The 16,003-nt window shown below is 66.9% G+C and carries 12 protein-coding genes; 4 read left to right on the top strand and 8 right to left on the bottom strand.

Annotated features, from left to right (window positions below; all coding sequences use genetic code 11):
• The first annotated feature begins 4 nt into the window (after window positions 1–4).
• Together HZZ13_RS35005 and HZZ13_RS35000 are read left to right on the top strand one after the other, a co-directional pair.
• The gene (locus HZZ13_RS35005; RefSeq protein ID WP_197963981.1) at window positions 5–1,507 is read left to right on the top strand and encodes a class I adenylate-forming enzyme family protein; all 1,503 of its coding nucleotides are present in this window, start codon (window positions 5–7) and stop codon (window positions 1,505–1,507) included.
• A gap of 87 nt (window positions 1,508–1,594) precedes the next feature.
• Entirely contained in the window at window positions 1,595–2,818 is a 1,224-nt protein-coding gene (locus tag HZZ13_RS35000) for a GGDEF domain-containing protein (RefSeq protein WP_197963980.1), read from the top strand.
• 156 nt (window positions 2,819–2,974) lie between these two features.
• Here HZZ13_RS35000 and mfd read toward each other — a convergent pair whose 3' ends face one another.
• Both mfd and HZZ13_RS34990 read right to left on the bottom strand, forming a co-directional pair.
• Complete coding sequence (mfd, locus tag HZZ13_RS34995) at window positions 2,975–6,493, bottom strand: transcription-repair coupling factor (protein WP_197963979.1); 3,519 nt, start codon at window positions 6,491–6,493, stop codon at window positions 2,975–2,977.
• Window positions 6,490–6,780: an FAD assembly factor SdhE gene (locus HZZ13_RS34990; protein ID WP_197963978.1), complete on the bottom strand. Its 291-nt coding sequence runs from the start codon at window positions 6,778–6,780 to the stop codon at window positions 6,490–6,492. Before HZZ13_RS34990 ends, mfd begins: the two co-directional genes overlap by 4 nt.
• A 257-nt stretch (window positions 6,781–7,037) precedes the next feature.
• On the opposite strand from HZZ13_RS34990, the gene recG reads away from it, so the two are divergent.
• A complete protein-coding gene (recG, locus tag HZZ13_RS34985; RefSeq protein ID WP_197963977.1) occupies window positions 7,038–9,146 on the top strand; it encodes an ATP-dependent DNA helicase RecG in 2,109 nt (702 codons plus the stop codon).
• Between the two features lie 24 nt (window positions 9,147–9,170).
• Here recG and HZZ13_RS34980 read toward each other — a convergent pair whose 3' ends face one another.
• From HZZ13_RS34980 to glmS, 5 genes are all read right to left on the bottom strand, one after another.
• Window positions 9,171–9,542: a VOC family protein gene (locus HZZ13_RS34980; protein WP_197963976.1), complete on the bottom strand. Its 372-nt coding sequence runs from the start codon at window positions 9,540–9,542 to the stop codon at window positions 9,171–9,173.
• 96 nt (window positions 9,543–9,638) lie between these two features.
• Window positions 9,639–10,328, bottom strand: a complete 690-nt coding sequence (locus HZZ13_RS34975) for a helix-turn-helix transcriptional regulator (RefSeq protein ID WP_197963975.1) — start codon at window positions 10,326–10,328, stop codon at window positions 9,639–9,641.
• A 52-nt stretch (window positions 10,329–10,380) separates the two neighbouring features.
• Complete coding sequence (locus tag HZZ13_RS34970) at window positions 10,381–11,253, bottom strand: NAD(P)-dependent oxidoreductase (protein WP_197963974.1); 873 nt, start codon at window positions 11,251–11,253, stop codon at window positions 10,381–10,383.
• A gap of 104 nt (window positions 11,254–11,357) precedes the next feature.
• Window positions 11,358–12,128 carry a DUF502 domain-containing protein gene (locus tag HZZ13_RS34965; RefSeq protein ID WP_197963973.1) on the bottom strand — a complete coding sequence of 257 codons (771 nt, stop codon included), beginning with the start codon at window positions 12,126–12,128 and terminating at the stop codon, window positions 11,358–11,360.
• A gap of 84 nt (window positions 12,129–12,212) precedes the next feature.
• A complete protein-coding gene (gene glmS, locus HZZ13_RS34960) occupies window positions 12,213–14,039 on the bottom strand; it encodes a glutamine--fructose-6-phosphate transaminase (isomerizing) (protein WP_197963972.1) in 1,827 nt (608 codons plus the stop codon).
• A gap of 220 nt (window positions 14,040–14,259) precedes the next feature.
• Between glmS and HZZ13_RS34955 the strand changes: the two genes are divergently transcribed.
• A complete protein-coding gene (locus HZZ13_RS34955) occupies window positions 14,260–14,478 on the top strand; it encodes a hypothetical protein (protein WP_197963971.1) in 219 nt (72 codons plus the stop codon).
• Between the two features lie 6 nt (window positions 14,479–14,484).
• On the opposite strand, the gene glmU is transcribed toward HZZ13_RS34955, so the two are convergent.
• Window positions 14,485–15,840: a bifunctional UDP-N-acetylglucosamine diphosphorylase/glucosamine-1-phosphate N-acetyltransferase GlmU gene (glmU, locus tag HZZ13_RS34950; RefSeq protein WP_197963970.1), complete on the bottom strand. Its 1,356-nt coding sequence runs from the start codon at window positions 15,838–15,840 to the stop codon at window positions 14,485–14,487.
• Between the last annotated feature and the right edge of the window lie 163 nt (window positions 15,841–16,003).

Here is a 16,003-nt window from a genome sequence, read left to right as displayed (position 1 = left end):
CGCCGTGAACCAGCCAGCAGTATCGCCGACGCTCGACACATTGTTTCAGCGCACGCTGATGCGGCAGCCGCACGCGACCGCCCTGCTCGATCCGCTCAACAAGGCACGCATCACCGGGCACCAGCCGCGGCGGATGAGCTATGCCGAGGCCGATACCGCCATCGAGGCGCTGTCGGCGCATTTCGTCGAATCGGGCCTGCCGGCCAACTCCGTCATCGCAATCCAGTTGCCCAACACGGTCGAGTACGTGCTGACCGTGCTCGCCGCCCATCGCGCTGGCCTCGTCGTCGCCGTGCTGCCGCTGCTGTGGCGCCATGCGGAACTGACCGCCGCGCTCAACCGCACCGCCGCGCGCGCCATCGTCACCATGAGCACGGTCGACGGCGTCAGCTATGCGGATCTTGCCATGCACGCCGCAGCCGAGGCGTTCTCGATCCGGCACGTCTACGGCTTCGGAAGCGACCTGCCCGAGGGCATGGCTTCGCTCGACGACGTCCTGGCGCGCCCGCCCGGCACCACGCGCGCCGTGATCCAGGACGGCCGCAAGGCGGCCATGATCTCCTTCGATGTCACCGCGGAGGGCTTCCGGCCGGTGCCGCGGCCACATTTCAGCCTGATCGCGGGTGGCCTTGCGATGTCGCTCGAGGCCGACATCAAGCAGGGCGCGACGGTGATGGCGGCGTTCACGCCGATGTCGTTCGCAGGGCTTGCCTCCTCGCTCGCGGTGTGGCTGCTCTCGGGCGGCACGCTGGCGCTGCATCATCCGTTCGAAAACGATGTGCTGGAACAGCAGATCAACGCGCACGAATGCGAGGTTCTGATCGCGCCGGCGCAGCTCGCGCTGCGGCTCAGCGATGCCGACCTCGCGGCGCGGCTACCCACGTTGCACAACGTCGTCGGCCTGTGGCGCGCGCCCGAGCAGGTCGCGGCGAGCGATGCCTGGATCGCGCCGCATGCGCCGCTGACCGACGTCTATCTGTTCGGCGAGGCCGGATTGTTCGGCGCCCGGCGCGGCGAGGACGGCATGCCGGTGCCGGTGATGCCGGGGCCGCACGGCGCGCCGCGGGAGCAGTCCGGCTCCTCCATCGCCGGCGAGATCCTGCTGACGCCGAGGGGTACGCTCGGCCTGCGCGGCCCGATGGTGCCGATCGCGGCTTACGCCCCGCCGCAACCGGTCGGCGAGACGCTGACGGCGCAGCCGCCGCGCGATTATGTCGACACCGGCTATGCCGCGCGGCTCGACCGCCCAAGCGGGGCGATCTGCATCACCGCGCCGCCCTCCGGCATCATGGCGGTTGGCGGCTATCGCTTCCTCTCCAACGACCTGCAGGAATGGGCGCGCCGGCTCGGCCAGGGCGCCCTGCTCACGGCGCTGCCCGACCGCCTCTCCGGCCACCGGCTCGCCGGGCGCGCCCAGGACAATGCCCGCGCCCGCGAGGCGCTCAGCGAACTCGGGCTTAACCCCCTGATGGTCGAGGCTTTTCGTGACCGCTCCGGGGCGGCCTAGGCGCAGTTTTGCCACCTCCGTTGACGCCGCATTAAGGCGGCCAAACTAGATTGCGCAGCAAATTGTTGCGCGATCAGAGTTTGTCGAATGTCCCAGGCGGGCCCGATCCTGTTTGTGTCCGATGCCGAACGCCCCGCCTTCGTGGCAGCGCTGGACGAGGCCCGGCTCTTTCCGGTCGTCGACACCGACTGGGCCAGCGCGACGCGCGCGGTCGAGGAGGTGCAGCCGGCCGCGGTTCTCGCCCTGATGCATGACGGACACGAGCCGTATATTGCGCCGCTCGCACGGAAGATCGCCGCTCAATTGCCTTACCTGCCCTTCGTGACCCTGGATGCGGCGGGCACACTGCCGCACAACGCCCTGCCCTTCTGCTCGCGCGGTGGCAATCCGGACCGGCTGATCGCGCGGCTCCGCGCCGCGCTGCGCGTGCGGACATTGCATGCAACGGTTCTGCGCCGGTTGCCCGAAGTGAAGGTCGCGCTGCCGCAAGGCGATCCCGCACGCGACGCCACCGTGCTCCTGATCGGCCGCGGCGCGGCCTATCCCGCGCTCTCGGTCGCGCTCGGCGAACGCGTCGGCGTGGTCGGCGCGCTCTCGATCGAGGTCGCCGCAAAACACCTCAACACCCGCGACCTCGACGGCATCGTGCTCGCCGAAGGTTTTACCGCGCGCGTGACCGACGCGTTTCTGACCGTGCTCGCCGAGGACACCCGCTTCCGCAGCCTGCCCGTGGTCGTCACCGCGCACCAGCTCACCCAGCGCTACGACCTGCCCAATCTCGAGCTGATCGCGGGCGAGCCGGCGAGGATCGCGGCCAACGCGCTGCCCTTGATCCGCCAGCACGCCCTGGAAGCGCAGCTGAGCCGCACGCTGCGCTCGATCGATGCCGGCGGCTGGCTCGATCCGCGCAGCGGCCTGCTCACGGTGGAAGCCTTCGCCCGCGATTTCGCCAAGGCGGTCGAGCAGACGCTGGCGCGCGGCGGCGGCCTCTCGGTCGCGCGCTTCGCCTTCGATCCCAACAATCCCCGCGCCCAGCTCGACGCCGCCCGCATCCTCAGCCGCCTGATGCGGCAGATGGATTTCGGCACCGCGCAGAAGGACGGCTCGGTGATCGTGGTGTTCGCCGAGACCGACTTCCGCACCGCGCACATGATCGCGCGCCGCCTCTCCGCGGTGATGCGGCACACCTCGAACGGCAAGCACGAGATGCGCAGCGATCCCGTGGTCAGCGTGGACTCGTTGTCACCGTCTGATACGGCCAGGTCCTTGCTGGCGCGGCTGTCGGCGGATGCGTCGAGGGCGGCGTCGTAAGGTCTCGTGCCCCGGGCGCAGCACAGCGCTCTCGAGGCGATGCGAAGCATCGTCCGGGAGCGGTGCGCTGCAGAACCGGGGCCCACCAATGCCTCGAAGAACTGGGTCCCGGCTCTGCGCTCCGCTTCGCTGCGCTTGTCCGGGACACGATAAATCCTACGCCGCCTTCTTGCTCTCGGCGAGCTGCGCCAGCTGCCGCATGATCTCGGTCGTGCCGGCGAGGCGCTCTTCCGGCGTCTCCCAGTCCTGCAGGAACACCACCTTCATGTCGGGCCGCACCTTGGCGGCCTGGCCGTAGCTGCGGATGAAGCTCACGAGGCGGTCGGGATAGGCGAAGGAATTGTCGCGGAAGACGATGACGGCGCCCTTCGGGCCGGCGTCGATCTTCTCGACATTGGCCCTGCGGCAGAACGCCTTGATCGCGGCGACCTTGAACAGATAGCGCACCTCGTCCGGCAGCACGCCGAAGCGGTCGCGCATCTCGGCGCCGAAATTCTCTATCTCCTCCTCGGTGTCGAGATCGGCGAGGCGCCGGTACAGCGACAACCGCACCGAGAGGTCGCTGACATAGTCCTCCGGAATCAGCACGGGCATGCCGATGGTGATCGACGGCGACCAGCGGTCGGCGGCTGGCTCGGAGACGCCGGCCTTGAGGTTGACGATCGCCTCCTCCAGCATCGATTGATAGAGCTCGAAGCCGACCTCCTTGATATGGCCGGACTGCTCCTCGCCGAGCAGATTGCCGGCGCCGCGGATGTCGAGATCGTGGGAGGCGAGCTGGAAGCCGGCGCCCAGCGTCTCCAGCGATTGCAGCACGGTGAGCCGGCGCTCGGCCTGCACCGTGATCTTCTGCTGAGCCGGCAGCGTGAACAGCGCATAGGCCCGCAGCTTGGAGCGGCCGACGCGGCCGCGGAGCTGATAGAGCTGGGCAAGGCCGAACATGTCGGCGCGGTGCACGATTAGCGTGTTGGCGTTGGGGATGTCGAGGCCAGACTCGACGATGGTGGTCGACAACAGGATGTCGAACTTGCCGTCGTAGAACGCGGTCATGATGTCCTCGATCACGGCAGGCGGCATCTGGCCGTGCGCGACCGCGACCTTCATCTCGGGCACGTTCTTGTCGACGAAGTCCTTGACCTCGGCGAGGTCGTCGATGCGCGGCACGACGTAGAACGCCTGGCCACCGCGATAGCGCTCGCGCAGCAGCGCCTCGCGGATCATCAAGGGATCGTGCGGGGCGACGAAGGTGCGAACCGCGAGGCGGTCGACCGGGGGCGAGGCGATGATCGAGAGCTCGCGGACTCCGGTGAGCGCAAGCTGCAGCGTGCGCGGAATCGGCGTCGCCGACAGCGTCAGCACGTGCACCTCGGCGCGCAGCGCCTTCAGCCGCTCCTTGTGGCTGACGCCGAAATGCTGCTCCTCGTCGACGATGAGCAGGCCAAGGTCACGGAACTTGATGGTCTTGCCGAGCAGCGCATGCGTGCCGACGACGATGTCGACCGAGCCGTCGGCGATGCCCTTCTTGACCTCGTTGAGCTGCTTTGTAGGGATCAGGCGCGAGGCCTGCGCGACATTCACGGGGAAACCCTTGAAGCGCTCGGAGAAGGTTCGGTAGTGCTGGCGCGCCAGCAGCGTGGTCGGCACCACGACCGCGACCTGCTTGCCGTCGAGCGCAACCGCGAAGGCGGCGCGCAGCGCCACCTCGGTCTTGCCGAAGCCGACGTCGCCGCAGATCAGGCGATCCATCGGGCGGCCCTTTTCGAGATCCTTCAGCGTGGACTCGATCGCGCCCAGCTGGTCCTCGGTCTCGTCATAGGGGAAGCGCGCGCAGAACTCGTCATAGAGGCCCTGCTGCACCGGCAGCTTCGGCGCCTCGTGCAGCATGCGCTCGGCCGCGATCTTGATCAGCTCGCCCGCGATCTCGCGGATGCGGTTCTTCAGTTTTGCTTTTCGGGTCTGCCAGCCGCTTCCTCCCAGGCGATCCAGCTCGACACTGGTCTGGTCCGAGCCGTAGCGCGACAGCAGCTCGATGTTCTCGACCGGCAGGAACAGTTTCGTTTCGGCGGCATAATGCAGCTCGAGACAGTCATGCGGTGCGCCGGCGACGTCCAGCGTCTGCAAGCCGATGAAGCGACCGATGCCGTGATCGACGTGGACGACGATGTCGCCGGCCGTGAGGCTCGTCACCTCCGAGATGAAATTGTCGAGCTTGCGGCTGGCCTTGCGCGGCCGTACCAGGCGGTCGCCGAGGATGTCCTGCTCGCTGATGACGGCGATCTCGTCGGTCTCGAAACCGCTTTCGAGGCCGAGCACGGCGAGCATGGTCTCGTTGCGCGGCGTCGCCTGCACCGTCCGCCAGGAGTTGACGCTGGTGGTGTGGGCGAGCTTGTGGTCGCGCAGCATCGAATTCATGCGATCGCGCGAGCCCTCCGTCCACAGCGCGATCACGACCTTCTTGCGCTGCGCCTGCAGCGCCATGACGTGGCTGACGACGGATTCGAACACGTTGACATTGCTGTCGTTGCGCTCCGGCGCGAAATCCCGGCCCTTGCGTGCGCCGGCATCGAGGACGCTCGTCCCGTCGGTCGGTACCGAAAACGGCGTCAACCGCGCCAGCGGGATCTCGCCGAGGCGCTTGGTCCATTCCTCCTCGGTCAGATACAGTCGGTCAGGCGGCAGCGGCTTGTAGATCGCGCCGCCGCCGGGATGCTCCATCGCCTCGCGCCTCGCCTCGTAATAATCGAGGATCTGCTTGAAGCGCTCGCGCACGGCGTCCTCGGCCTGCGGCTCGATCGCGATCGCAGCGCCTTGCAGGTAATCGAACAGCGTGTCCATCCGGTCCTGGAACAGCGGCAGCCAGTGCTCCATGCCGGGATGGCGGCGGCCTTCGCTGACGGCCTCGTACAGCGCATCGTCACGCTCTGGCGCGCCGAACTCGGCGACATAGCCCATGCGGAATCTGCGGATGGTGTCGGTGACGAGCTGGAATTCGGAGACCGGCACGAGATCGAGCGAACGCATGTCGAGCAGCGTGCGCTGGGTTTCGGCGTCGAAGGAACGGATCGATTCAAGGCTGTCGCCGAAGAAATCGAACCGCACCGGCTGCTCGAGGCCGGCGGGAAACAAATCCAGAATACCGCCGCGCACGGCATATTCGCCGGGCTCGCGCACGGTGGAGGAACGGTTGTAGCCGTTGTGCTCGAGCCAGGCCACGACGGTGTCCATCGGCACGACATTGCCGGGCGCGACCGACAGCGCCTGCGCGGCGACCAGCTCGCGCGCGGGCACGCGCTGCACCACCGCGTTCACCGTGGTCAGCACGATCAGCGGCTTGTCGCTGCCGGTGAGCGAGGCCAGCCGCGCCAGCGTGGTCAGGCGCTGCGCGAGAATTCCGCCATGTGGCGAGACGCGGTCGTAGGGTTGGCAATCCCAGGCTGGAAAGGTCAGGACCGGCAGATCGGGCGCGAAGAACCGCAAGCCGCGCTCGAGCTGCTGCATGCGCCCGCCATCGCGGCAGACCACGGCAAGGCTGACCGCCGGCTTCTTCGGCCGCGCCGCGATGGCACGGGCGAGATCGGAGACGACGAGGCCTTCGGCACCTTCCGCGACATTGGCAAGCGTCAGCGCGCGGCCGGGCGCGAGCAGCTCGGCCGGCGATTTCATCCCCTGCTTCATGCGTTGCCGTCCGCGATCGGAAACGCCTTGATGCGGGCAAACAGCGCGCCGGTGACATCGGCCGGCAGCACCTTGTCGCCGGTCATGGCGGCATAGAGATCGGGATCGTTGACCTCGAGCAGGCGCTCGAGCTCGCCGAGCTCGGCGTCGGAGAGATTGCCAATCTCGGCATCGGCGAAGCGGCCGAGGATCAGGTCCATCTCGCGCGTGCCGCGGTGCCAGCAGCGGAACAGAAGCCGCTTGCGGCGCTCATCCAGCCCGCCGCTCGATCGTGTCGTTCCCGTCATGCCTCAAATCCAGTCAAACGCAGAAAGCCCGGACGTGCCGGGCGGGGGTGATATAGCCACTCGGACCCCCAGTGTCAGCCCTTTGTTATTGCATTTGTTTGGGGACCGTCATTGCCGGGCTTGACCCGGCAATCCATCGTCCTTGAAAAGATGGATGCGCGGGTCCCTGCTCCGCCAAAGGCTTCGCCGGGCTTTCGATTTCGGGCCGGCGAAGCCTAGCGAAGACGGCAAGCCCGCGCATGACGAATGTTGCGAGAATGCGCCCCAGCCTGCTTAATCCGCTGTTTGCTCCCGTGACCAGCCTGTCCGGCGTCGGTCCGAAGCAGGACAAGCTGCTGCAGTACCTGCTCGGCCGCAGCGAGACGCCGCGGCTGGTCGATCTGCTCTTGCATCTGCCGAGCCAGGTCATCGACCGCCGCGCCCGGCCGAAGATCCGCGACGCGGCCCAGGGAACCGTGGTGACGCTGGAGGTCACCGTCGATCGCCATCGCCCACCGCCGCCGCGCAACGCGCGCGCGCCGTATCTGGTCTATGCGAGCGACGATACCGGCGACGTGGTGCTGACCTTCTTCCGCGCCAAGCCGGGCTATGTCGAGAAGCTGCTGCCGATGGGCGCGAAGCGCTACGTCTCCGGCACGCTGCAGATGTACGACGGCATCCCGCAGATCGTGCATCCCGATCGCGTGCTCGACGAGGAGGCGATCTCGAAGCTGTCGGGAATCGACCCGGTCTATCCGCTGACGGAAGGGCTCGCGCTCGGCTCGCTCCGCCGCGCGATCGCGCAGGCGCTGCTGAAGCTTCCCACGCTGCCGGAATGGCTCAGCCCGGAGGTGCTGCGCCGCTGCAACTTCCCGCCGATTGCGGAAGCGCTCAACCGCGTGCACCAGCCGGTCGAGCTGACCGACATCCTGCCCGACCGGCCGTTCTGGTCGCGCCTCGCCTTCGACGAACTCTTGGCCGGCCAGCTCGCGCTCGCCCTGATCCGCGCACAGCTGCGCCGCCCCGCCGGCGTGCGCAATGCCGGCGACGGACATCTGCGCAACAAGATCATCGACGCCCTGCCTTACGCGCTGACGCCGTCACAGCGCAACGCTGCGGCGGCGGTTGCCGAAGATCTCAAGCAGCCGGTGCGCATGCTGCGCCTGCTGCAGGGTGACGTCGGCTCCGGCAAGACCGTGGTGGCGCTGCTCGCGGCCGCCGCAGTGGCGGAAGTCGGCAAGCAGGCCGCGCTGATGGCCCCGACCGAGATCCTGGCGCGCCAGCACATCAAGACCATCGCCCCCCTCGCCGAGCGCGCGGGGATGCGGGTCGCGATCCTCACCGGCCGCGAGAAGGGAAAAGAGCGGCGCGAGCTCATAAGCCAGCTCGCCGCGGGCGAGATCGATCTCCTCGTCGGAACCCATGCACTGATCCAGGACGATGTGATCTTCCGCGACCTCGCGCTCGCCGTCGTCGACGAACAGCACCGGTTCGGCGTGCGCGAACGGCTCGCGCTGACGTCCAAGGGCGAGGCCGTCGACGTGCTGGTGCTGAGCGCCACCCCGATCCCGCGCACGCTGGTGCTGACCTATTTCGGCGACATGGACATCTCCGAGCTGCGCGAAAAGCCGGCCGGCCGCCAGCCGATCGATACCCGCGCCGTGCCGATGAGCCGCATCAGCGAGGTCATGGACGGCGTCGGCCGCGCGCTCGAAGCTGGCAAGCTGGTCTACTGGATCTGCCCGCTGGTCGAGGAATCCGAGGCGGAAGGCACCGAGCATCTCACCAATGCGACCAAGCGTTTCGAGACCCTGCAAAAGCGTTTCAGCGACCGCGTCGGCCTCGTCCACGGCCAGATGAAGGGCACCGAGAAGGACCGCGTGATGGCCCAGTTCGCGGCGCACGAGATCGGCCTCCTGGTCGCCACCACCGTGGTCGAGGTCGGCGTCGACGTGCCGGCCGCGACCATCATGGTGATCGAGAACGCCGAACGCTTCGGCCTTGCCCAGCTGCACCAGCTGCGCGGCCGCATCGGACGCGGCTCGGACGCGTCGACCTGCATTCTGCTCTATGGCGAGCCGCTCGGCGAGATGTCGAAGGCGCGGCTGAAAGTGATCCGCGAGACCACGGACGGCTTCCGCATCGCCGAGGAGGACCTGAAGCTACGTGGCGAAGGCGACGTGCTGGGCGTGCGCCAGAGCGGCCTGCCCGGCTACCGCATCGCGCGCCCGGTGGTGCACGGCCAGCTCATCGCTCAAGCCAGAGACGAGGCGCTGCGGATCCTCAAGGAGGATCCGAAGCTGAAAGGCGAGCGCGGCGAGGCGCTGCGCTGCCTGCTGTATCTCTACGAGCGGGATGAGGCCATTCCGCTGATTGGGGCGGGATAGACCAAGCATGCCAGCTCCGCGGGCTCATGCAGCCTCCGGCGCGAACACGCGCAAGCGGTGACCATCAGGATCGAGCGCGACGAAGTTCGTGCCGAAGTCCATCCGGGTCGGCACCTGGGCAATGGCAAGTCCGCGCATTTTCCAGGCCGTGTGTGTCTCCTCCACGGCGGCCGCATCGCTCACCGTAAACGCCACTTCGCTGCCGCCGGGCTGTCCGGCGGTATTCGGTTCGGCGGTGGCGCGCGACCACAAGCCGAGCATTACGCCGTCCCGCAACGGCAGCATGGCGAAGGTCGGCGACTGCTCGATGATCGGGATACCCAGCAACTCGTTGTAGAACTTGGCGCTTGCCGCCGGGCTTTCGACATGGAGCAACAGGAAGCTGAAGTCTGGCATGTGAGGTCCCCTCGTTCGGCGCTCGGTGACGTGAGCGCGACGCAGAAACCTATAGCTCGGCATGCTGTCAGTTTATGTCAGCAGCGTCGACGCCAATCACTGCTCCGGCACGCCCTCCAGAGCGCGCCATTCCTTCAACAGCGCGGCGCGCCGTCGTGGATAGCGTTTAGCCGTCGATTTCAACGCCGTGATGCGGTCCGTCCGGAAGTGCCGGTAGCCGTCTCGAAGCTCGCACCAGGCGACGACGACGCGCACGCGATCGAAAAAGGCGAGAGCGAACGGCCAGATTGTGCGCCGCGATGGACTTCCCTTGCCGTCGGCATAAGCAATCTGCATCTTGCGCTCGGCACGGATCGCGTCGCGGATCGATGCGAGCTCGGTATCACCCGCCGCGAGCGCTTCGCCCGGGCCGATCAGCAGGCTCGACGCATCAAGGCTCGTGCGCAAGTCGTCCGGAAGCACCGCGCCGATCTTGGCGAGTGCGTTGCGCGCGGCATCGCCGAGTGGCTGATCGGCGCGTTCCGCCACCCATCGTGAGCCGAGCACCAGCGCCTCGATCTCCTCCTCGCTGAACATCAGCGGCGGCAGCATGAAGCCGGGCCGCAGCACGTAGCCGACGCCGGCCTCGCCGTCGATGTGCGCCCCTTGCGCCTTCAAGGTCTCGATGTCGCGGTAGAGCGTGCGGAGCGACACGCCGAGCTCGTCGGCGAGCGCGGCGCCCGCGACCGGCCGTCGATGCCGGCGCAGCACCTGAATCAGGTCGAGCAGTCGTTGCGAGCGGGACATAAGCGAGCCTCGGGCGAGGCATACTACGCCATGCTGCCAGGACATGGCAGCATCAGAGCAGGCGCCCCAGGGTCTGCTTGCGCGCGATGCTCGCCGCGAAGGCCTTCATCAACGCAACGTCGGCCGCCTCCCCCTTCGCATCCTCCGCCAGGTGCTCGAACCACCTCGCGAAGCCCTCGTAGATCTGGCTGGCCGGATGATCGGGTCCGAGGAAGCCGGAAATCTCCCGCATCTCGGCGACCCAGCGATAGGCCTTCGGGATCATGTCGGGCAGCGCGACTTCGAGCCGGGCCAAAATCGCGGGCTGGCTGAGCGCGAGTTCGTCGCGGAGCGCATCGGCCGCGCCCGCTTTCGTGGCCGCGATCACCATCGCCGAGCCGATGCCGGCAAGGCCCTTGACGATGCCGGCATAGGACATTTTCAACGCCGACGCCGCGCCGACCGGGCCTTCGACGATCCGCACGTCGAGGCCGAGATCCTTCAGGACGGCGACGTCCTTGGCGTGCTCACCCGACATGTAGAAGGCCGGGCTCTTGCCCCCTCGCTGCGGCGGAAAGCCGATGATGCCGGCATCGACGAACGGCGCCTGCGCCGAGCCGATGATCTCCTCGATCCTTTGCACGGTATCGACATTCACCGCGTTGCAGTCGACGACCACCGGCTTCTTCTCGCGCCTGACGATCAGCGACGCCAGCCGTTCGGCCAGCGCGACGGCTTCACCCGGCGGCACGATCGAGAGGATGATGTCGGCGTCCGCGATCGCCTCGTCCTCGGCGCCGACCATGCCGGCGTCTGCCGCGCGTTTCAGCGTCGCCTCGCTGCGCCCCTTCAAGGACGTCAGCACGCGCGCACCATGTTCGTTGAGACGGCGGGCGACAGCGCTGCCCATGGCGCCAGGGGCGAGAATCGCAATGGTTTTGGACATCGTGCACTCCAGCTCGAACGCGAGCGAGGCGCTCGGCTCGACGTGAGACTAGCAGAGGACGAATGCGCCCGCGTGAACGCGGGCCATCCCGCGACGGAATGGCCCTACTCCGCCTTCGCAGGCTCGGGCCGGAGCGTGGAGGCATTGGCAATACGCGCGGCATTCGCCATGCCCGCAAGCGCGGCCGCTTTCTTCGGATCGGGCGTCGAGCCCGGCTGCACGACGCCGGCCGACATGATCAGCGTCGCGGCGTCCTCGGCGGTGAGATCGACTTCGATGATCTTGCTCTTGGGGACATAGAAGAAGAAGCCGGTGGTCGGGTTCGGCGAACACGGCAGGAACACCGAGACATGCTCCTCCTGCCCCGGCAGGCTGCGTGAGATGTCCTCGTTCGGCGATTGCGAGATCAGCACGATCGACCACATGCCCGGCGAAGGAAATTCGACCAGGCCGACTTTGCGGAAGCTCGAGCCCTTGCCCGAGAACAGCGTCTCGAACACCTGCTTCAGGCCGCGATAGATCGCGCGCACCGCCGGGATCCGGCCGAGAAAGGTTTCGCCGACATCGACCAGCGTGCGGCCGATCAGATTGGCCGCGAGGAAGCCGACCAGCGTCAGCGTGAAGAATGCGACAATCAATCCCCAGCCGGGAACGCCATAAGGAAGATAGGTTTCCGGCCGATAGGCCAGCGGCACGAACGGCCGTACCACGCCGTCGACCCAGGTGACGAACCACCAGACCAGATAGAGGGTGATCGCGATCGGCCCCGTCACCACGAGGCCGGTCAGGAAATAATTGCGAAAACGGCCCATCAGGCCGGTATGCGGTTCCGGAACGGGATCAAGTGGCGCAGGCGCGTCGTCGCGGGGGGTCATTCGGGTTCCAGGTCGGTCGCTACAAACAAGCTAGGGTCTTCTAGCAGGTTTTGGAAGACTGCAGCCGACCGATATCCCTATTGCCTATTCCACGGTCACCGATTTCGCGAGATTGCGCGGCTGATCGACATCGGTCCCCATCACGACGGCCGTGTGATAGGCGAGCAGCTGCACGGGGACGGCATAGACCATCGGCGTGAAGGCTGCCGCCATATCGGGCATAACGATGGTGACCAGGGACTCGACGGTCGCCTCTGCCGCGCCCTTGGCGTCGGTCATCAGGATGATGTTGCCGCCGCGCGCGGCGACCTCCTGCATGTTGGAGACGGTCTTCTCGAACACGCGATCATGTGGCGCGATGACGACGACCGGCATGGTCTCGTCGATCAGCGCGATCGGCCCGTGCTTGAGCTCGCCGGCGGCATAGCCCTCGGCGTGGATGTAGGAGATCTCCTTCAGCTTGAGCGCGCCTTCGAGCGCCAGCGGGAAGCTGGTGCCGCGGCCGAGATAGAGCACGTCGCGCGACTTGGCGATCCGGTGCGCCAGCTTCTCAATCTGGAGCTCGCTCGTGAGCGCATCGGCCATCAGGCGCGGAACCTCGACCAGCCCGTGGACGAGCTTGGTCTCGTCCTCGTCCGACAATTCGCCGCGCGCCTTGCCGGCCGCGATCGCGAGGTTTGCCAGCACCATGAGCTGGCACGTGAACGCCTTGGTCGAGGCGACGCCGATCTCGGGTCCCGCCAGCGTCTGCAGCACCGTCTCGCTCTCGCGCGCGATCGTCGAGGTCGGCACGTTGACGACCGCGATCGTGTGCACGCCCTCGGCCTTGGCATAGCGCAGCGCCGCCAGCGTGTCGGCGGTCTCGCCCGATTGCGAGATGAAGACGGCGAGATCACCCTTGCGCAAGGGCGCCTCGCGGTAACGGAATTCGGAGGCGACATCGACCTCGACCGGCAGGCGCGCAAAGCGCTCGAACCAGTATTTGGCGACGAACCCGGCATAGCTCGCGGTGCCGCAAGCGGTGATGTTGATGCGCTGGATGGTCTTGAAGTCGAACGGCAGCTCGACCGGCAGCGCGACGCGCTCGGTCGCCATGTCGACGTAGCGCGCCAGCGTGTGGCCGACCACTTCCGGCTGCTCGTGGATCTCCTTGGCCATGAAGTGACGGTAATTGGCCTTGTCGACCAGCGAGGTCGAGGCAGCGTGCCTGATCTTGTCGCGCTGGACGGCGTTGCCGTCCTTGTCGAAGATCGTGGCGCTCTTGCGGGTCAGCACCACCCAGTCGCCGTCCTCGAGATAGCTGATCGTGTCGGTGAACGGGCCGAGCGCGATGGCGTCCGAGCCGAGATACATCTCGCCGTCGCCGTAGCCGATCGCCAGCGGCGGGCCGTTGCGGGCGCCGATCATGAGGTCGTTGTCGCCGGCGAAGATGAAGCCGAGCGCGAAGGCGCCGCGCAGGCGCGCCAGCGTCAGCTTCACCGCTTCCACGGGCTTGTTGCCGCACGTGAGCAAATCGTCGACGAGATGCAGCACGATCTCGGTGTCGGTCTCGGTGTGGAACACCGTGCCCTTCGCCTCGAGCTCCTCGCGCAGCTCGCGGAAATTCTCGATGATGCCGTTGTGGACCACGGCGACGCGCTCGGTCGCATGCGGATGGGCGTTGTTGACGGTCGGCTTGCCGTGCGTGGCCCAGCGGGTGTGACCGATGCCGGTGGTGCCCAGAAGCGGCTCGGCCTCGAGCCGCTTCTCCAGATTCTTCAGCTTGCCCTCGGCGCGGCGGCGCTCCAGGTGCTTGCCTTCGAGCGTGGCGACGCCCGCGGAATCGTAGCCGCGATATTCGAGACGTTTGAGCGAATCCACCAATTGCTCTGCAACCGGATCGCGCCCGAGAATGCCGACAATCCCGCACATGCGGATCACTATCCCCCAAATCGTCGAAAAATCGCCTAAACGACGCGCTCGGTTTTTAGCGAAAATCCCAGGGAACCAGATACTCAATAATTATTGCTGATTGAGACAGCACCGGACCGCACTTCTGCTTCGCCTGCGTCGAATTAGCCGGCCTTAAACCGCGCGCGTTAACTCGTTGTCAACACTTTTGGCCAACGATTCCGGCCAGGAGAACAAGGTCATGAAAGGCTCGTCCGACCGCAAGGGTCTGTCGTCGATGTATCTGCACGCCAGCGAGACCACGGGCACGCACCTTGCGCATTGGCCGCCGCCGCTCCGCGGCAAAGAAAACAAGCCCCTCTTCATCAAGCATCCCGAAGGCGAGCCGGTGAAGCGCGCCAAGCCGCGCGGCTGGCGCCTGACCCGCGCGATCTTCTCCGAATTCGCCGACGACGAATAGCGCCGCTCACGTCTCCAGCTTCTTGCCGCCGGTCTTCATCTCGCGATAGCGCGCCGCGCCACCTTCCCGGATGGTCTGCTGATTGCGCTCAAGCGCCATCGCGTCGTCGGGTACGTCCTTCGTGATCACCGAGCCCGAGCCGATATAGGCGCCCTTGCCGATCGTCACCGGGGCGACCAGCGAGGAGTTGGTGCCGACGAAGGCACCCTGCCCGATCACCGTCTTGTGCTTCTTGAAGCCGTCGTAGTTGCAGGTGATCGTGCCGGCGCCGATGTTGGAATTGGCGCCGACATTGGCGTCGCCGATATAAGAGAGATGGTTGACCTTGACGCCGGCCTCCAGCGTCGCCGCCTTGGTCTCCACGAAATTGCCGATGCGCGCGCCGTCGCCGAGCGAGGTGCCGGGTCGCAGCCGCGCATAGGGGCCGATCGAGACGTTTTTGCCGAGCGTGGTCTCGACGATATGCGAGAAGGAGTGGATCACCGTGCCGTCCGCGATCGACACGCCGGGGCCGATCACCACGAACGGCTCGATCGTCACGTCCTTGCCGAACACGGTGTCTGCGGACAGATACACCGTCTCCGGCGCGATCAGCGTGACGCCGGCCTCCATCGCCGCCTTGCGCAAGCGCGCCTGCATCACGCTTTCCGCTTCCGCGAGTTGCGCCTTGGTGTTGATGCCGCGCACCTCGTCCTCGCTGGTCTCGATCACCACCGACTCCCATCCCTGCCTGCGGACGATTTCGACCGCATCCGTCAGATAATATTCGCTCTTGGAATTGGCATTGCCGATCTGCCCGAGAATGTCGAGCGCACGGCGGCCGTCGATCGCCATCACGCCGGCATTGCACAAATCGATCTTGCGCTCGTCCGCGCTGGCGTCGGCCTGCTCGCGGATCGCAACCAGGCGGCCGCCCTCGACGATGAAGCGGCCGTAGCCGGTCGGATCGGCGGCGCGAAAGCCGAGCGCGGCAATCGCGGCGCCGCGGGCGAGCGGCGCGCGCAGCCGCGCAAAGGTCTCGGCCGAGATCAGCGGCGTATCGCCGAACGCGACCAGGAGATCGTCGGCGCCGCGCGCGATCGCCTCACGCGCCGCCAGCACCGCATGCGCAGTGCCGAGCCGCTCGGCTTGCACGAAAGTGAGCGCGTCGGGACGGATACGCTTGGCCTCATCCGCGACTGCCTGGTGATCGGGGCCGATCACGACCGCAAGCGAGGTGCCGGTTCCCTTGGGGGCGGCGGCGAGCACGTGGGCGAGCAGACTCTGGTGAGCGACCGGATGCAGCACCTTCGGCAGGCTCGATCGCATGCGCGTGCCTTCGCCGGCGGCGAGCACGATCGTAAGGCTGGAACGGGCAGTCATCGAAATCCTGACAGCTATGGCCGAATCAAATTGGCGCGGACAGGCCGCAAGGCCCTCGGAAGCCATCGCCTTGCTACCCCCGCAAACGCCCGGAATTCAAGTGCGGCGCGCTTTTCCTGTTAATGTTCCCTGATTGATTCGGGGAAGCCGGACGGGGCTGGGC

This window comes from Bradyrhizobium agreste, from assembly GCF_016031625.1.
Classification (GTDB): Bacteria; Pseudomonadota; Alphaproteobacteria; order Rhizobiales; family Xanthobacteraceae; genus Bradyrhizobium; species Bradyrhizobium agreste.
Note: the sequence above shows the minus strand (reverse complement) of the source record. Positions and strands in the feature narration are given on the sequence as shown.